The organism is Pseudomonas vanderleydeniana (assembly GCF_014268755.2).
In the GTDB taxonomy this organism is placed as follows: domain Bacteria; phylum Pseudomonadota; class Gammaproteobacteria; order Pseudomonadales; family Pseudomonadaceae; genus Aquipseudomonas; species Aquipseudomonas vanderleydeniana.
Genome location: NZ_CP077093.1, coordinates 6,398,460 through 6,415,792 on the forward strand (window position 1 = coordinate 6,398,460; position 17,333 = coordinate 6,415,792).

The 17,333-nt window shown below is 62.2% G+C and carries 12 protein-coding genes and 1 other RNA gene; 7 read left to right on the top strand and 6 right to left on the bottom strand.

Features of this window, described 5'->3' with window-relative positions; all coding sequences use genetic code 11:
- The first annotated feature begins 16 nt into the window (after positions 1-16).
- The 7 genes from lldD (at position 17) to HU752_RS28835 (ending at position 9,866) form a co-directional block, all read left to right on the top strand.
- Positions 17-1,162, top strand: coding sequence for an FMN-dependent L-lactate dehydrogenase LldD (gene lldD, locus HU752_RS28805; RefSeq protein ID WP_186683002.1), 1,146 nt, complete (start codon positions 17-19; stop codon positions 1,160-1,162).
- Between the two features lie 85 nt (positions 1,163-1,247).
- Positions 1,248-4,058: an FAD-binding and (Fe-S)-binding domain-containing protein gene (locus HU752_RS28810; RefSeq protein WP_186683004.1), complete on the top strand. Its 2,811-nt coding sequence runs from the start codon at positions 1,248-1,250 to the stop codon at positions 4,056-4,058.
- Positions 4,059-4,278: 220 nt separating this feature from the next.
- Positions 4,279-4,557 carry a PA2433 domain-containing protein gene (locus HU752_RS28815; RefSeq protein WP_186683006.1) on the top strand — a complete coding sequence of 93 codons (279 nt, stop codon included), beginning with the start codon at positions 4,279-4,281 and terminating at the stop codon, positions 4,555-4,557.
- Between the two features lie 85 nt (positions 4,558-4,642).
- Positions 4,643-5,031, top strand: a transfer-messenger RNA (tmRNA) gene (ssrA, locus tag HU752_RS28820).
- A gap of 488 nt (positions 5,032-5,519) precedes the next feature.
- Positions 5,520-5,870 carry a nucleotide pyrophosphohydrolase gene (locus HU752_RS28825; protein ID WP_437182391.1) on the top strand — a complete coding sequence of 117 codons (351 nt, stop codon included), beginning with the start codon at positions 5,520-5,522 and terminating at the stop codon, positions 5,868-5,870.
- Positions 5,871-5,899: 29 nt separating this feature from the next.
- Entirely contained in the window at positions 5,900-7,801 is a 1,902-nt protein-coding gene (locus HU752_RS28830) for a DUF2075 domain-containing protein (RefSeq protein WP_186683010.1), read from the top strand.
- A gap of 313 nt (positions 7,802-8,114) precedes the next feature.
- Positions 8,115-9,866 (top strand): DNA/RNA helicase domain-containing protein, encoded by a 1,752-nt coding sequence (locus tag HU752_RS28835; RefSeq protein ID WP_186683012.1) that lies wholly within the window; start codon positions 8,115-8,117, stop codon positions 9,864-9,866.
- Between the two features lie 77 nt (positions 9,867-9,943).
- On the opposite strand, the gene HU752_RS28840 is transcribed toward HU752_RS28835, so the two are convergent.
- The 6 genes from HU752_RS28840 to peaA form a co-directional block, all read right to left on the bottom strand.
- On the bottom strand, positions 9,944-10,300 hold the full coding sequence (locus HU752_RS28840) for a hypothetical protein (protein WP_186683014.1): 357 nt from the start codon (positions 10,298-10,300) through the stop codon (positions 9,944-9,946).
- Between the two features lie 437 nt (positions 10,301-10,737).
- Positions 10,738-12,420, bottom strand: coding sequence for an AMP-binding protein (locus HU752_RS28845; RefSeq protein WP_186683016.1), 1,683 nt, complete (start codon positions 12,418-12,420; stop codon positions 10,738-10,740).
- Positions 12,421-12,514: 94 nt separating this feature from the next.
- The gene (gene peaD / locus HU752_RS28850) at positions 12,515-13,639 is read right to left on the bottom strand and encodes a quinohemoprotein amine dehydrogenase subunit beta (RefSeq protein ID WP_186683019.1); all 1,125 of its coding nucleotides are present in this window, start codon (positions 13,637-13,639) and stop codon (positions 12,515-12,517) included.
- 32 nt (positions 13,640-13,671) lie between these two features.
- Positions 13,672-13,995 carry a quinohemoprotein amine dehydrogenase subunit gamma gene (qhpC, locus tag HU752_RS28855; protein WP_186683021.1) on the bottom strand — a complete coding sequence of 108 codons (324 nt, stop codon included), beginning with the start codon at positions 13,993-13,995 and terminating at the stop codon, positions 13,672-13,674.
- A gap of 1 nt (position 13,996) precedes the next feature.
- Positions 13,997-15,427, bottom strand: a complete 1,431-nt coding sequence (peaB, locus tag HU752_RS28860) for a quinohemoprotein amine dehydrogenase maturation protein (RefSeq protein ID WP_186683023.1) — start codon at positions 15,425-15,427, stop codon at positions 13,997-13,999.
- Between the two features lie 73 nt (positions 15,428-15,500).
- The gene (gene peaA / locus HU752_RS28865; protein ID WP_186683024.1) at positions 15,501-17,069 is read right to left on the bottom strand and encodes a quinohemoprotein amine dehydrogenase subunit alpha; all 1,569 of its coding nucleotides are present in this window, start codon (positions 17,067-17,069) and stop codon (positions 15,501-15,503) included.
- Positions 17,070-17,333: the final 264 nt, after the last annotated feature.

Consider the following 17,333-nt stretch of genomic DNA (forward strand, 5'->3'; position numbering starts at 1 on the left):
CACGCTGCGAGTTCCCATGATCATTTCCGCCTCTACCGACTATCGCGCAGCCGCCCAACGCAAGCTGCCTCCGTTCCTGTTCCACTATGCCGACGGCGGCGCCTACGCCGAGCACACCCTGCGCCATAACGTCGAGGACCTGGCCGGCATCGCCCTGCGCCAGCGCGTGCTGAAGAACATGTCCGAACTGAGCCTGGAAACCCGGCTGTTCAACGAGACCCTGAGCATGCCGGTCGCCCTGGCCCCGGTCGGCCTGACCGGCATGTACGCCCGCCGTGGCGAAGTCCAGGCCGCCCGCGCGGCCGCCGACCACGGCATCCCCTTCACGATGTCGACGGTGTCGGTGTGCCCGATCGAGGAAGTCGCCCCGGCCATCGACCGGCCGATGTGGTTCCAGCTCTACGTCCTGAAAGACCGCGGCTTCATGCGCAACGCCCTGGAGCGGGCCAAGGCCGCCGGCGTGACCACCCTGGTGTTCACCGTGGACATGCCGGTACCCGGCGCCCGCTACCGCGATGCCCACTCCGGCATGAGCGGCCCGAACGCGCCGCTGCGCCGGGTCTGGCAAGCCATGACCCACCCGCGCTGGGCCCTCGACGTCGGCCTGCTGGGCAAGCCGCATGACCTGGGCAACATCTCGCGCTATCGCGGCAACCCGACCGGCCTTGCCGACTACATCGGCTGGCTCGGCGCCAACTTCGACCCGTCGATCTCCTGGAAGGACCTGGAGTGGATCCGCGAGTTCTGGGACGGCCCGATGATCATCAAGGGCATCCTCGACCCGCAGGATGCCAGGGACGCGGTGAAATTCGGCGCCGACGGCATCGTCGTCTCCAACCATGGCGGTCGCCAGCTCGACGGCGTGCTGTCCAGCGCCCGCGCCCTGCCGGCGATTGCCGACGCGGTGAAGGGCGAGCTGAAGATCCTCGCCGACTCCGGCATCCGCAGCGGCCTCGACGTGGTGCGCATGATCGCCCTCGGCGCCGATACCGTGCTGATCGGCCGGGCATTCCTCTACGCCCTCGCCACCGCTGGCGAAGCGGGCGTGAAGAACCTGCTGGAGCTGTTCGAGAAGGAAATGCGCGTTGCCATGGTGCTCACCGGCGCCAAGTCGATCAGCGAGATCACCCGTGATTCGCTGGTCCGTGAACTGGGCGCCTGAACCGTAGCGCCCACACGAATTACCGCCTGACTGAACGGGGTCGGCCAGGGCACGCCAGATGCCAACGGCCTCGTTAGGAGTTTGCATGAGCCTGCCCACCCCGTTCCTCCATTCGGTAGAACAGCTGATTCCCCGCGAGCGCCGTTTCGACGACGCGCTCTCGACCCTGGCCTTCGGCACCGACGCCAGCTTCTACCGGCTGATCCCGAAACTGGTGATCCGCGTCGAGTCCGAAGACGAAGTGGTCGCCCTGCTCCAGCTGGCCCGCCGCGACCAGGTCCCAGTGACCTTCCGCGCCGCCGGCACCAGCCTGTCCGGCCAGGCCATCAGCGGCTCGGTGCTGATCGTCCTCGGCGACAACTGGAACGGCCGCGAGATTCGCCAGCAGGGCCAGCAGATCCGCCTGCAACCCGGCGTCATCGGCGCCCAGGCCAATGCCTGGCTGGCACCCTTCGGCCGCAAAATCGGCCCGGACCCGGCCTCGATCAACGCCTGCAAGATCGGCGGCATCGTCGCCAACAACGCCAGCGGCATGTGCTGCGGCACCGCGCAGAACACCTACCACACCCTGGCCGGCATCCGCCTGGTGCTGGCCGACGGCAGCCGCCTGGACACCGAAGACCCGGCCAGCGTCGCCGCCTTCCGCGGCAGCCACGGCGACCTGCTCGACCAGCTGGCGAGCCTGGCCCGCGAAACTCGCGCCAATAGCGAACTCGCCGCGAAGATCCGCCACAAGTACCGCCTGAAAAACACCACTGGCCTGTCCCTCAACGCCCTGGTGGATTTCGACGAACCGCTGGATATCCTCAGCCACCTGCTGGTCGGCTCCGAAGGCACCCTCGGCTTCATCAGCGCCGTCACCTACGACACCGTGGTCGACCACCCGCACAAGGCCTCGGCGCTGATCGTCTTCCCCGACGTGGAAACCTGCTGCACCGCCGTCACCGTGCTCAAGCGCCAGCCGGTGTCCGCCGTCGAACTGCTCGACCGCCGCAGCCTGCGCTCGGTGCAGGACAAGCCCGGCATGCCGGCCTTCGTCCGCGAGCTGTCGAACAACGCCTGTGCCCTGTTGATCGAGTCCCGCGCCGCCAGCTCGTCGCTGCTGCACGAACAACTGGTACAGATCATGGCCTCTCTGACGACCTTCCCGGTCGAGAAACAGGTCGACTTCACCGAAGACCCAGCGGAAAACGCCAGGCTCTGGGCGATCCGCAAGGACACCTTCCCGGCCGTCGGCGCCGTGCGCCAGACCGGCACCACGGTGATCATCGAGGACGTGACCTTCCCGGTCGAACAACTGGCCATCGGCGTCAACCGCCTGATCGAGTTGTTCGACAAGCACCACTACGACGAAGCGATCCTGTTCGGCCATGCCCTGGAGGGCAACCTGCATTTCGTCTTCACCCAGGGCTTCAACAGCGCCGAGGAAGTCGCCCGCTACCAGGCGTTCATGGATGACGTGGCGCAACTGGTGGCCGTCGAGTTCGGCGGCTCGCTCAAGGCTGAACACGGCACCGGGCGTAACATGGCGCCCTTCGTCGAACAGGAATGGGGCAGCGACGCCTACCAGTTGATGTGGTCGATCAAGCGCCTGCTCGATCCCCAGGGCATCCTCAACCCGGACGTGGTGCTCAGCGACGACCCGCAGATTCACCTGAAGAACCTCAAGCCGCTGCCGGCCGCCGACGAAATCGTCGACAAATGCATCGAGTGCGGCTTCTGCGAACCGGTCTGCCCGTCCAAGGGACTGACCCTCAGCCCGCGCCAGCGCATCGTCATCTGGCGCGACATCCAGGCGAAGAAGCGTGCCGGCGTCGACACCACCGAGCTGGAAGCCGCCTACCACTACCAGGGCATCGATACCTGCGCCGCCACCGGCCTGTGTGCCCAGCGCTGCCCGGTGGGCATCAACACCGGCGAGCTGGTGAAAAAACTGCGCGCTCGCGACGCCACCCACGTGAAGCGCGCCGACTGGCTGGCGACCCACTTCGCCACCTCGCTGCAAGGCGCCCGCTTCACCCTGCACGTTGCCAATGGCGCACGCATGCTGCTCGGTGCGCCGCGCCTGGCGCGGCTGTCGGCCGGCCTGACCCGGTTGTCCAAAGGCCGCGCCCCCCTGTGGACAAATGCCATGCCGCAACCGGAGCGGGCCGTGCGCTTCAGCCCGACAGTCAACGACGAACGCCCACGGGTGGTCTACCTGGCCGCCTGCGTCTCGCGGGTGATGGGCCCGGCCGCTGGCGACAAGGAACAGATGTCACTGCTCGACAAGACCCGCGCGCTGCTGGAAAAGGCCGGCTACCAGGTGGTGTTCCCGGACAACACCGACCAACTGTGCTGCGGCCAGCCGTTCGCCTCCAAGGGCTACACCGAACAGGCCGAACACAAGCGCCAGGAACTGATCGGCGCCCTGCTGCACGCCAGCCGCGGCGGCCTCGACCCGATCTACTGCGACACCAGCCCGTGCACCCTGCGCCTGGTCCAGGACCTGGGCGACAGCCGCCTCGACCTCTACGACCCGGTGCGCTTCATTCGCACGCACCTTGTGGATAAGTTGACCTTCACCCCGCAGGACGCGCCGATTGCCGTGCACGTGACCTGCAGCACCCAGCACCTGGGCGAAAGCCAGGCGCTGATCGACCTGGCGCGGCGCTGCAGCAAAAACGTAGTGATCCCCGAAGGCATCCACTGCTGCGGCTTCGCTGGCGACAAGGGCTTCACCACCCCGGAACTCAACGCCCACTCCCTGCGCACCCTCAAGGACGCGGTGCAGTACTGCGAAGAAGGCATCTCCACCAGCCGCACCTGCGAAATCGGCCTGAGCCAGCACGGCGGCATCGACTACCACGGCCTCGTCTACCTGGTCGACCGGGTCACCCAGCCCAAACCGCTCTAACGCCCACCACTCCCCTGTAGGAGCGAGGCTTGCCCGCGAAGCTTTCAGCGATCTGGAAGACGCCTTCGCCGGCAAGCCACGCGCCCACAGCCCCACCGCGCTCAACAAAAACAGAACCTTTGAACACCCCGCGAAGTCTATTGAGCAGGCCCCGCCCATAGGGGCCTCCCTGCCACTTCGGCAACCTCGCAGCCTGAACCCCAGGTTCAAGGAGATCCACATGAAACGTTCCGTACTGCCCGGCCTGTTCGTTGTCACCGCACTCCTTGCCGCCCCGGCCTTCGCCGATGGCGAGAAAGACCTGTGCACCACCAACCTGCAGACCATCAGCAACGCCAAGACCACCATCATCGCCGCCGACCTGCAGGGCGAGATCGCCAACAGCGTGCAGCAGGCCCAGGCCGCCCAGGCGAAGAACACCTCCGAGGGCACCAAGGAGTGCATCTCCATCACCCAGCGCGCGATCCAGCAGATCCAGAACAGCCAGAAAGGCGGCTAGCGAAAGCGTGGTGCCATGCGTTGGGATGGCCTTTCGAGCCACATTGGCGTACACTGGCCCTGCCTACTGAGAAGTAAGCCGGTTCGGGGCCGTTTTGGATTCGACGCTGGTTGCGAAACTCTAGGTGCATGCCGAGTTGGTAACAGAACTCGTAAATCCACTGTTGCAACTTCTATAGTTGCCAATGACGACCAATACGGTGCTGCTCTCGCTGCTTAACTGCAGCTGACATGCACTCCTGGCACCTTCGGGTCCAGCAATCATCAGGGGATGTCTGTAAACCCAAAATGATTGTCATATAGAACAGAATCGCCGCGTAGTACGTTGTGGACGAAGTGGCTAAAACTTACACAACTCGCCCAAAGCACCCTGCCCGTCGGGTCGCTGAGGGTTAACTCAATAGACACGGCTAAGCATGTAGGACCGACAGCGGAGTACTGGCGGACGGGGGTTCAAATCCCCCCGGCTCCACCAAAACAAAGCAAACAAAGCCCGCCTTGTGCGGGCTTTGTTGTTTCTGGCGTTTGCCTTTCGCCCGACTCGGCCTTTCGCCCCATACCCCGCCCCCTGTAGGAGCCGGGCTTGCCCGCGAATACGCCAACAGCAAGAACCTCCCATTCTCGCTGTAAACCCTCCAGCCAATCCAACCCGAAGCAAGCCGCAGCCAAACGCCATCGCCCTCGAAACCGCGCCAACTACTCCAATGGGAAATGGGGACGGGTGGGAATGGGGACAAATTTATTTCTTCATTTCCAGCCTTGCTCAAGCAGGTCATGCCGAAACAAACTCAACAATTTCCCTCATACCCCAAAGAAATGTCGCACACACTTCCTCATACCGACTGTAGGAAGTATGGTGTCGAGCATCCGTAGTAAAGGCAAAACACTGGCCCTCCCGTCCTTGCCTGCTCAACACCATAGGACACCTCCGTGACCACTCTCACCGCCGCCTCTACCCAGCTCATCGACACCACCCGACTCGCTCAAGCCCTCGAAAAATTCGCCAGCGACCGTAACTGGGCCCAGTTCCACTCCCCCAAGAACCTGGTCATGGCCCTGAGCGGCGAAGTCGGAGAATTGACCGAAATCTTCCAATGGCTCACCGAAGACGCTTCCAGGACCGCCGCTCGCACGCCCGAAACAGCCCAAGCCGTCGAGGAAGAGCTGGCTGACGTGCTCATGTATCTGGTGCGCCTGGCCTCAGTGCTTGGCGTCGATCTGAACGCCGCCGCCCAACGCAAGCTGCAACTCAACGGCGAGAAGTACCCGGTCGAGAAGGCTCGGAACAGCGCAAAGAAATACGACCAACTCTGATTGCCCGGCTCCAGTAAGGAAGAAGGACCTTGATCGTTTACGAAGCGACCAAACAGCAGTTTCAGAAAGACAACGATAACGACGACATCGAGGACGTGATCCTCCGTAGTTTCGAGTCAGCCACCGGCCGGATCGTCGCAGCCGCAGAAATGAACGCCTGGAAGAACTCTCTCGGAGCCATGTCACGGGTGTTGCGCGACGAAGAAATCCCCAATGACATCGGCGTGGCCATTGAGCTGCACATACCGCAGACCTCCAAGCGCATCGATATCACCCTGACCGGCCTGGATGCCAGCGGCAAGCAAAACGTGGTGCTGGTTGAGCTGAAACAATGGGCTGAAGCCAGTGCGACATCCAAGGACGCCATTGTCAAAACCCTCCTGGGCCGCAAGATCCGGGAAACCGTGCACCCGTCCTATCAGGCCTGGTCGTATGCCTCGCTGCTGGAGGGTTTCAACGAGGCCGTGTATTCCGGCGGCATCCAAGTGCATGCCTGTGCCTATCTGCACAACTACACGCCAGATGATGTCATCGATGGGCCGCACTACCAGGCCTACATCAGCAAGGCCCCGCTATTCATGAAAGGCAGGGATGAACTGGCCCGTATGCGGGCGTTCATCAAGCAGCACATCGCCAAGGGCGATGAAAAGAGCGTCCTGCATGAACTGATGGCGAGCCCCATTCGCCCATCGAAGGCTCTAGCCGACTCGCTGGTGAAACTGCTGAAGAAGCAGGCCGAGTTCGTTCTTATCGACGACCAGAAAGAAATCCATGAAAACTGCATGGCCGCCGCGGCAGGCGCTTCGACGGAGCGCCCAAAAGTGGTGATCATCGAGGGCGGTCCGGGTACCGGCAAATCCGTGGTGGCACTCAACCTGCTGGTCAACCTCACCAGTCGCGGGCTGGTGGGCAAATACGTATCGAAAAACTCCGCCCCTCGGCAGGTGTACGAAAGCAAGCTGACCGGCGCCCTGCCCCGCAGCCACTTTTCGCAGTTGTTTACCGGCTCCGGCTCGTTCATGGAGTCCCCCACCAGCGCATTCGATTTTTTGGTGGTGGACGAAGCCCATCGCCTGACCGAGAAGAGCGATCTCTACGGCCAGAAAGGCGATAACCAGATCAAGGAACTGATCAATGCCGCGAACTGCACGATCTTTTTTATCGACGAAGACCAGCGCGTCACGCTGAAAGATATCGGCAATCGCGAAGCCATCCGCGCTTTTGCCAAGACACGCGGTGCCGAGGTCGAGGAATACGTTCTCACCTCGCAATTCCGTTGCAGCGGATCGGATGGTTACCTGGCCTGGCTCGACAATGCACTCCAAGTGCGGGAAACAGCAAACCGGCATCTCGACACCGAGGAATACGAGTTCAAGGTGTTCGACACGCCGCAAGCCATGCATGCGGCGATCCAGAGCAAGAACGGTAATAACAAGGCTCGCGTTGTCGCCGGTTATTGCTGGCCCTGGAACAGCAAGAAGCGGGCAAGCGACGACGATATCGTCATTGGTGAGCACTACCGCCGCCAGTGGAACCTGGAAGAAGATGAGAAGCGCTGGATCATTGCGCAGAACTCTGTCGAACAGGTGGGTTGCATCCACACTTGCCAGGGTCTGGAAGTGGACTACATCGGAGTGATCATCGGCCCAGACCTGATCATTCGAGGCGGCAATGTGGTGACGGTGCCGGAGCAACGTGACAAGAACGATCGCTCGGTCTACGGCTACAAGAAGCTCATGAAAGCCGAGCCGGAAAAAATACGGCAGTTACTCGACCTGATTATCAAGAACACCTACAGGACCCTGATGACCCGCGGGATGAAGGGCTGTTACCTGTACTGCACAGATGAAGAAACGGCCCAGTACTTCCGCGAACGGTTGCTCGTACGCAAGCCGGATACTTCCGCTCGTTCCCGCGCACTCTTGGCCTAGTGCAATGGCTCTCATTTGGGCCCCTCGGGCCCAATGAATCCCCTCTCAACTAACAGAGAAATGTCGTACGCACTTCCTCATCATGCCTGTAGGAAGTAAGGTGTCGAGCATCCGAAATGAAGGCGAAATAGTGGCCATCGCATCTTCGCCTGCTCAACACCACAGGAATCTTCGTGACCATTGCTGCCACCTCCCAGCCCGTCGAAACCACCCGCCTAGCCCTTGAGCAATTAACCAGCAACCTCGCCTGGAACCCACCTCGTGCACCTGACGCGTTGGCACGGGCTCATGAATTCGGTATGGAGTGGTGACAATGGCGGCTCTTGCGACCCTCAAGATCGAAGACTTCTGCTCGGAAGCAGCAAAGCCGGAGTTTATCGAAAGACTGTGCAAGGACTTCGCCCTGACGTTTCCCGATTCGGAACTATCAGAATCCGAAGTCCGCTCCTGGAGGAACTCCCTCCCTGAACTCGCCAAGTTGCTCCTGCAACAGCAACCGCCACTCCAAGGTCATATCCTGATCGAGTACCCGATGCCGATTGGCTCTGAACGTGCCGATTGCATCCTGCTCGGCGAGAGTGAGGCGGGGCTGGAAATCATCGTCATTGAGTTGAAGCAATGGACACAAGGCTCTGTGAAATTGCGCGCCAATCACGGCCTGACCTGGCTGGAAGTCGCGGCGTCCGAACCCTACCCAAGCAAACACCCCTGTGAGCAAGTGAATATCTACCGATCGGCGCTGGAACATGCGCTCAACTTCGGAGACTTCAAGCCCACCATCAACACGCTGGTTTTTCTTCATAACTACCAGGAAAAACCGAAAGAGGAAGTGTTGCGTGCCAATGAGTTCAGCTCACATGTCAGCAGCTCCCTGCTCCGCTCTCTGAACCATGGGGAACAGGATGCAGCACTGCTGTTATCCCGACTTAAGCGTCCTACACAGGCACTTGCGCACCTGACCTCGCCACAGAGAAAGTACTCGGACGCGTTCATCCTGAATTTCAGCGAAAAACTCAATTGCAGTGACCTCTTCAAGGCGACTGGCCAGCAAACGCATGCTTTCAAAAGGATTGCGCCACTGGTGCAACAGGTCCAGACGAACACTTGCGTCATCATCCACGGATTGGTCGGCACCGGAAAAACCGTTCTCGCCATGAAGCTTGTGCAGCACCTCATGAGGCTGGGCAAGAATCCCAAGTACTACGTCAAGTCAGCCGCTATCGGCCAGTGCATAAAAGGCCTGGACTTCGCGGTAAATGGAAGGGCGGTCACTCCTTATCTCGTCGTCGATGAAGCCCATCGCCTGACAAAAGCAACGGCCGCAGGCTTGATGGACAACAAGCACCTCATTGTCTTTTTCATCGATGATTCTCAATGGATCAGTCCAGAGGAGAACTGCCGCAGCGGTGATCTCCAGCAAATGGCCAATGCGCGTGGTTACCACGTGATAACCCATGTCCTGGACGAGCAGTTGAGATGTCGTGGCGCCAACAGTTATGTGGATTGGGTCTACGACCTAGTGTTCGGAGCAGCAACCCAGGCGTATTCATCAGTCCCGGAATTCTCAGTGCAGGTGGCTGAATCCCCTCAGGTCATGGAGGACCACCTAAGAGAGCAAGCTCAAGGAAATGCATCAAGCCGCATCGTGGCGGGTTACTGCTGGCACTGGCAGACGGAGCGCACGCCCGGAGTAGGCACGGACATCCATATTGGGCCATGGCAGGCCCGCTGGAACCAGAAAATGGCATTCAAGGAGTGGAATCAACTCGTCGGATACCACGAGGAAGTGGGTGCCATTTACACGGTACAAGGGTTTGAGTATGACTATGTGGGAGTCATTCTTGGGCCGGACATCGTCCTGAGAAGTGGTCGAATCGAAATTGACTCAAGCTGCAATGCGGACAGGAGACTGAGCAATATGCGAACAGATCCTGCCGTACGCGAACAAGTCATTCGCAACATCTATTACGTACTTCTCACAAGGGCTCGTCGAGGGGTTGTGCTGTACGCGGTCGATCCGGCGCTGCAGCAGTTTCTGCTCACGAACGTCAACGGCGCAGGTTAGAAGTCATTGGCAGACGCCCTATGACAGTTGCGACGAAAGCCGCCCCACTGAGGCGGCTTCATGCTTACGTTGATAAATCAAACATCCAACGGCGGCGGCGATCCTTCCAGCAACGCATCCACCACAGCCTTCGCCATCTCCACCGAATGCAACATCCCCCAGAACAACGTCCGCTCCACCGGGTTCTCATGCAAGCTGATTTCATCCCCATTCAGCTCGGCAACCTCCAGCAATTTCGACACATAGCTCAACGCATCATGAGCCGTAACCCCAGGCTGGATAGCAAAAATCGAGGGACAAAGCGGATCAGCGCGATTGACGGTTTTGGACAGTGTTAACGTGAGGGTATCAAGCAAACGAGCCGCATCGGGCCGTGTCGGGCTAACAGGGTCATCGGAACAGGGCGGCGGATCTGGTGTGATTTTCTTAACCATGGCAAATCTCCTGACTGTGATAGGGGATCTCCACGCTCGCTGCGACACAAGGGTGGCGAACTGTACGCAGGTTCGCAGACCGGTCAGTCAGGAAAAACCGGCAGGCATAAGCCTCCTGCGCACAGCCCACCATAAAGCAGACATGAAAAAGCCGCTAACGCGGCGCTGTGCGCCTGACTGATCGCCGGGCTGCGAAACCCGTATCGCTGAATTTGCAGCGACCTCAGGAATGTAGGCACGGTCATCGGCACACACAACATTCTCCCACGCCTAAATCACGTAGGAAAAGTAAGTTCATTTTGAAAGCTATTTCTACTCATTACGAAGCATCGGCAAGCCACCACCGAGAAAGGAGAATCGCTTATGTCGCTGCCAACGACATAAGCCAAAAACGTGTCGCTAAAACCCGGAAATAGCGACACGTCATGTTCCTCACATCACCCCACCCTCTCCCCCACCAACCGCTCCAAACTCATCTCCCGCATCCGAAACTTCTGCACCTTCCCCGTCACCGTCATCGGAAACGCCTCAACAAACAGGAAATACCGCGGCACCTTGAAGTGCGCAATCTTCCCCTTGCAGAACGCCTTCAACTCTTCATCCCCCGCACTATGCCCCGGATGACACTTCACCCACGCCACAATCTCCTCGCCATACCGCTCATCCGGTATCCCGATCACCTGCACGTCCGCCACCGCCGGGTGCCGGAACAGAAACTCCTCGATCTCCCGCGGATACACGTTCTCGCCGCCACGAATGATCATGTCCTTGTTGCGCCCGACGATACTCACGTACCCCGCCTCGTCCATCACCGCCAAATCGCCTGTGTGCATCCAGCGCGCGCCGTCGAGGGCTTCGGCGGTGGCTTCGGGGTTGTTCCAGTAGCCAAGCATCACGCTGTAGCCGCGGGTGCACAGTTCGCCGATCTGCCCGCGCGGCACGATGCGGCCGGCCTCGTCGATGATCTTGCTCTCCAGGTGCGGCTGGGTACGGCCGACGCTGGCGACGCGGCGCTCGAGGTCGTCGTCGGCGGCGGTCTGGGTCGACACCGGGCTGGTCTCGGTCATGCCGTAGGCGATCTGCACCTCGGCCATGTGCATTTCGCCGATCACCCGCTTCATCACTTCGATCGGGCAGGTGGCGCCGGCCATGATGCCGCTGCGCAGGGTGGACAGGTCGAATTCGCCGCGGCGCGGGTGGTCCAGCTCGGCGATGAACATGGTCGGCACGCCGTACAGCACGGTGGCGCGTTCCTCGGCCACCGCCTGCAGGGCGGTCAGCGGGTCGAAGGCGTCGCCCGGGTAGATCATGGTGCTGCCGTGGGTCAGGCAGCCGAGGTTGCCCATGACCATGCCGAAGCAGTGGTACAGCGGCACGGGGATGACCAGGCGATCCTGCTCGGTCAGGCCCAGGCTTTCGCCGACCATGTAGCCGTTGTTGAGGATGTTGTAGTGGCTGAGGGTCGCGCCCTTGGGGAAGCCGGTGGTGCCGGAGGTGTACTGGATGTTGATCGGTTCGTCGAACTGCAGTTGGGCGCTGCAGGCGCGCAGGTCTTCGACGGCGACACACTCGGCGCGCTCCTGCAGCGCCGTCCAGCCGAGCATGCCGGCGGCCGGGCTGCGGCCCAGGCTGATCACGCCGCGCAGTTCCGGCAGCATGCGGCTGTGCAAGGCGCCCAGGGCGCTGCCGGCCAGTTCCGGCAGCAGTTCGCCAAGCATGGCGTGGTAGTCGCTGGTCTTGAACGCGTCGGCGCAGATCAACCAGCGGCAGCCGGAATGCTTGAGCGCGTATTCCAGTTCGCTGACGCGGTAGGCCGGGTTGATGTTGACCAGGATCACGCCGACCTTGGCGCTGGCGAACTGGCTGATGCACCACTCGGCGCAGTTCGGCGCCCAGATGCCGAGGCGGTCGCCCGGTTGCATGCCGATCGCCAGCAGCGCACGGGCACAGCGCTCGACCTGTTCGGCCAGTTGCGCCCAGCTGTAGCGCACCTGCTGGTGGCGCACCACCAGCGCCTCGCGCTCGGCGAAGCGTGCCACGGTCTGGTCGAATGCGGCGCCGATGGTCAGGGTCAGCAGGGGCTTGTCCTGCTGGCCGCGGGTGTAGCTGGGTGAAGTCATGGTGTCCCCTCGATCTTGTTGTTGTCTGCCGTCCTGGCGGGGAGGCCTTGCCTGGGGGAGCGAGCCCGCTCGCTCCCGCCGCGTGGTTGAACGTTTAGCGCACGAAGACCTGCGTCGTGGTGATCGCCATGTCGCCGCCGGGCAGCTTGATGTTCTTCAGCTTTTTCAGGCTGTCGGGGTCGTACACGGCGATGTCGTTGAAGGTTCCGGCCAGGTAGAGCTTGCTGCCCTGGGTGTTGAAGGCCACGCAGTAGTAGGTGTGGTCGAGGTCGGCCGCTTTCAGCAACTTCTGCTTTTTGATGTCGTACTTGGCCAGGCGGTTGAGCACACCGAACATCTGGTTCGGATCCTTCGGCGAACGTAGACCAGTGAAGTACAGTTCGGTCAAAGGCGCGAAGTCCTGGACCACGCTCTTGCCGGTTTTCAGGTCAATGCTCAGGTAGCCGTAGATCAGGTCGGCGGTTTCCGGGTCCTGCTTGTCGTCCTTGAACCTGGCGGTGGTGTAGAGCATCGAGAACTGGTGGTTGGGCGTCTGGTGCGGCCAGAAATACAGCACGTCCGGGGCACTGTAGTGCGGTCGGTTCCAGTTGCGGCCAGCGACCGCCACGCTGTACTTGCCCGTCTGCACGTCCATCTTGTAGATGTCCGGCCCGGCGACGTACAGGCTGCCGTCATCCGCCGCGCGCATCAGGTAGACCTGGCGCGGCATGGGGAAGCTGCGCACCGGCCTGGCGTCCAGGCCGTCGGCGATGCGGTACACGTCCAGGCGCGGCGGCTGGACTTCGTAGTGGTCGTTGAGCATCAGGGTCGGGTTGACCGTGGTGTACAGCTCCTTGCCGTCCGCGCTCACGGCGAAGGAGAACATCGAGCGGGCCTTCTCCCCCGGTTTCTGCGAGAGCTGGGCGTGGAACACCGTGCTGCAGTCATCAAGGTTGACGCCGTAGAGGTCGGCGTAGTGGTTGTTGAGGATGAACGCCGTCTTGCGGTCCGGTGCCATCATCGCCGTGCCGGGGCCGAAGGCGTCGGGCAGGCGGCAGCTCTTGTACAGGCGGTCGGTGGCCAGGTCGACCACGTGCAGGTTGTTCGGGTAGTTGGTGGCGATCAGGTATTCGTGACCGGCCTTCAGGGCCGGCCCGACCGGCTCCGCCGCACAGGCGTGGGCGCCGAGGACGAGCCCGGCGACAGCGGTCGCCAGGGTGGCGATGGCTTGGAGTTTCATCAGTGGTTCCCTCTTATTGTTCTGCTCGCCGGTCATTTGTCTTTCGGGAATACGGTGCCGAGGTTGCGCCAGTCCTGTAGGGAGTCGGTCGCGCTGGCGTTCCAGTCCTGGTAGGTGCTCATCATGTCCGGCACCTGGGCCGGCCACCAGCAAGGGTCGGAGCAGCCGTAGAGGTCGGCTTCCATCGGCTGGCAGAGCGAGGCCACGCCACCGAAGGCGTCGACTTCCCAGCCCGGGTCGGTGGTGGCGGTGCAGCCGGCCACGGAGTTCATGGCGACGACGTCTTCGAGGCGATCTTCGGCGGCTGCCTGTTCGAGCAGTTGGGCCTTCTGGTTGAGCGGCTTGAGGTGTTTCATGTCAGTGCGCCTTCCGCGGGGAGATGTAGCTGCTGATGAAGGCCGGGTTGACGGCCATGATGCGGCTGTAGACTTCGATGCCGAAGTCCACCCAGTCGCGCATCAGCTCGCAGTAGTGATAGGTCGGGTGAGCCGGGTCGCCGTAGCGCGCATAGCTCTCGTGGTAGCAACCGCCGGAACACAGGTTGCGGATGCGGCAGCTGTCGCAGCCGGTGTCGGTGCGGTCCAGACGCTGGGACAGGAAGTCGTTCAGCTCGGCCTGTTTCACCCCGCTGTGCACGTTGCCGAAGGTCGGCAGGCTGGAGCCGGTGAAGCGGTGGCAGAGGTTCAGTTCGCCCTTGTGGTCGACCGCCAGCATCTTCAGCCCGGCACCGCACGGCAGCGCCTTCTTGTGGCCCTCGTGGATGTCGGTGATCAGCTGGTGCAGGTTGGAGAAGCCGATGTTGCGGTGCTCCAGCGCCGCCTCCAGGTAGCGCCGGCCCAGGGCCTTCATGTTGGCGAAGACCTGCACCAGTTCCTCGCCGGTGAGGTTGAAGTCGGCCATGTCGCCAGACGTGACCGGGGCGAAGCCGACCTCGGCGAAACCCAGTTCGTTGAACAGGTGGTTCCAGATGGTCTCGACATCGGTGATGCCGCGGGTCAGCGTGACCCGTGCGCCGACCGGCCGGCTGCGGTAGCGCGACAGCAGCAGGTCGACCTTGCGCCGCACCACGTCGTAGGTGCCCTGCCCGCCGACGGTGATGCGGTTGCGGTCGTGCACGGTCTTCGGCCCGTCGATGCTCACCGACAAGCCGAAGCGGTGGGCATTGAGGTAGTCGACGATCTCTTCGGTGAGCAGCGTGGCGTTGGTGGTCATGATGAACTCCACCTGCTTGCCGGCCTCGGCGAAGCGCCGCTCGCAGTAGTCGACCATGTGCTCGATCAGCGGCCGGTTGGACAGCGGCTCGCCGCCGAAGAACACCACGCTGTAGCGCTGCTCGTCGGGCGATTCGCGCAACAGCATTTCCACCGAGGCCTCGGCGGTTTCCGCGCCCATGCGCTTGCCGGCCGACGGCTTGTCGAGGTCTTCCTTGTAGCAGTAGGTGCAGCTCAGGTTGCAGCCGGTGTTGACGTTGAGCACCACGGTGTTGAGCGCGGTGCGCTCGACCTTGCGGATGCCGATTTCCGGCGTCAGCGGCGAGCCGTCGCTGACCACTTCCAGCGCGATCAGCTCACGCAGGGTTTCATTGACTTCCTGGTTGGCGAAACGCCCGGCCAGGCGCTGCACCAGGTCTTCGGGGGAACAGCTCTGCTCGCGCAGCACATCGATGATGCCGCCGGTGACGGCATCGGTGGCGAACAGCGAACTGCTGGGGATATGGAACAGCACGCGGTCGGCATCCACCCGCACTTCGTGCAGGTTGCGTTCGACCAGATTCAAGATTGCGCCCATGGCGACCTCCGGGGAAACAGCCCAATCGACCTTGCAACCCCGGACGGCACCCGCCGTCCGGAGCGGTGTGCCGTCATGGCAACGGTGGGTTGTTCCAGCGCTGTACGGTGACGATCAGGTGGCCTTCGCCCTTCTGGCCGCCGTCTTCGAGTTCGGCGATGACCTTCAGGTTGCCGGCGTTGTTGGTCATCATCCGCCGCTGCGGATTCGGCCCGGCACCGCCCGGCACGAACACGCCGTCCTTGCCCATCACGCCGGCGAACTTGACGTCCTGGTCGTCCTTGGCGCGCTCGTTGAACGGCGCCACCGACCATTTCGCCGGCAGGTAGCCGATGCGGTACGGCTGGCCGTCGGCGCCCTTGCCCCAGGCCTCGGCCTCGAAACGGCCCTGGACCTTGGGCGTCGAGCCGCCGTTCTCGCCGATACGTGCCACGGAGAACTCGGGCACCACTTTCACCTGGGCGATCGCCTGGTACAGCGACAGCTCACCGCCCTTGAGCGCGCCGAGGCTGACCGGATGCACGCCCACCGGCGCATCCACGGCCGCCTTGACCCGTACCCGCACCTGCTGCGGCGTGGCCTCCAGCACCTTGAGCACTTCGACGCCGGGGCCGAAGTCTGGCGTGCCGCCCAGGCCATTACCGACCAGGGTCAGTTCAGCCTCGCTGCCCGCCTTGAGGTAGGCCGGCTGCACGGCCAGCAACTGGCTGCTGCCGTCCTTCGCGGCGCTGAAGTCCATGCCGCGCTCATCGTGCTCGGCCTCGAACATCCGGCCCTTCATCTGGCCGTCGATGGCGGCGAACACCTGGCGGATGTGGGTGTCGCCGATCTTCACGTTGCCGCACCATTCATAGCCGTTGTAGAGGATTGCCGAACCACTGCCGGTGAACGGCGTACCGTCGGCGTACTGGCCCTTGACCTCGACCTTGAAGGTGTCGCCGGCCTCGGCGGTGACGGTCATCAGGCCGCGCAGGTCGCCCTTGGCCAGCATGTGGCCGCTGAAGCTCCACTGCCCCGCCAGGGTCTTGGCGGCCGGGCGACTCTTCTGCCAGTCGGTCCAGGCCTGGCTTTCCAGCGGGAAACGCCTGGCCAGGTCCGGCACCATCTGCTTGAGGGCAATGTCCAGCCAGTCACGGTCGCGCGACTGGGCCTGGTACTCGAGGGAGGGCCACTGCCCGAGGTGGAAGTTGACCAGGTGTTCCCACTCCTTCGCCGGACGTCGCTGCAGGGCGATACGCGCACCGGAGTGGCAGCGCGAACACATCTGGGTCAGCGGTTCGTCGAAGTGTTCGACCGTATTGAGCCGGCGCTCCATGGCGTAGCGCACACCGTCGGTCTCGCTCGGCGCCAGGCCCTGCTTGTCGGCCAGGTATTTGACCAGGGTACGGCGCTCGTCGTCCTCGATCTTCAGACCGTGCATGGTCTGCATGCGCGCAATGCTCATCAGCCAGCCTTCCGGGGTTTTGCGCTGGTGGCTGATGCGGCTGTAGGAATCTTTGCCCTCGGGAAGGTGGCAACCCACGCACTTGTTCTGGAGGAGGGTTTCGCCCTCCTCCGCGGCTGGTGCCAGGGTCCACAGCAGCAAGGATGCCGTGGCCAGGACCAGGCTCGCTGCGCGATGCCGGTGTCGAGTGGTTTTCAAGATCAGACCTCCACAGTTTTTTCTTATGATTGTGCCTGTCGGTGCAGCTGAAACAGCAAATACATATTGCGTGCCACTTCCTGAAAACACTTTCAGCTCAACTACTTAAGTTCTACCAGGCGGTTTTCACCGGGCCCCGCAAAGCCGCTGCGGCGTTTAATTTCGCGACAGGCTGTTCCAACTTGAGACAACCGGCCACACCCGCCACGACGGCTGTCCCAGCCGTGTCTCAAGGCGTCTCAAAGTGCAACAGCCCGCCGATCT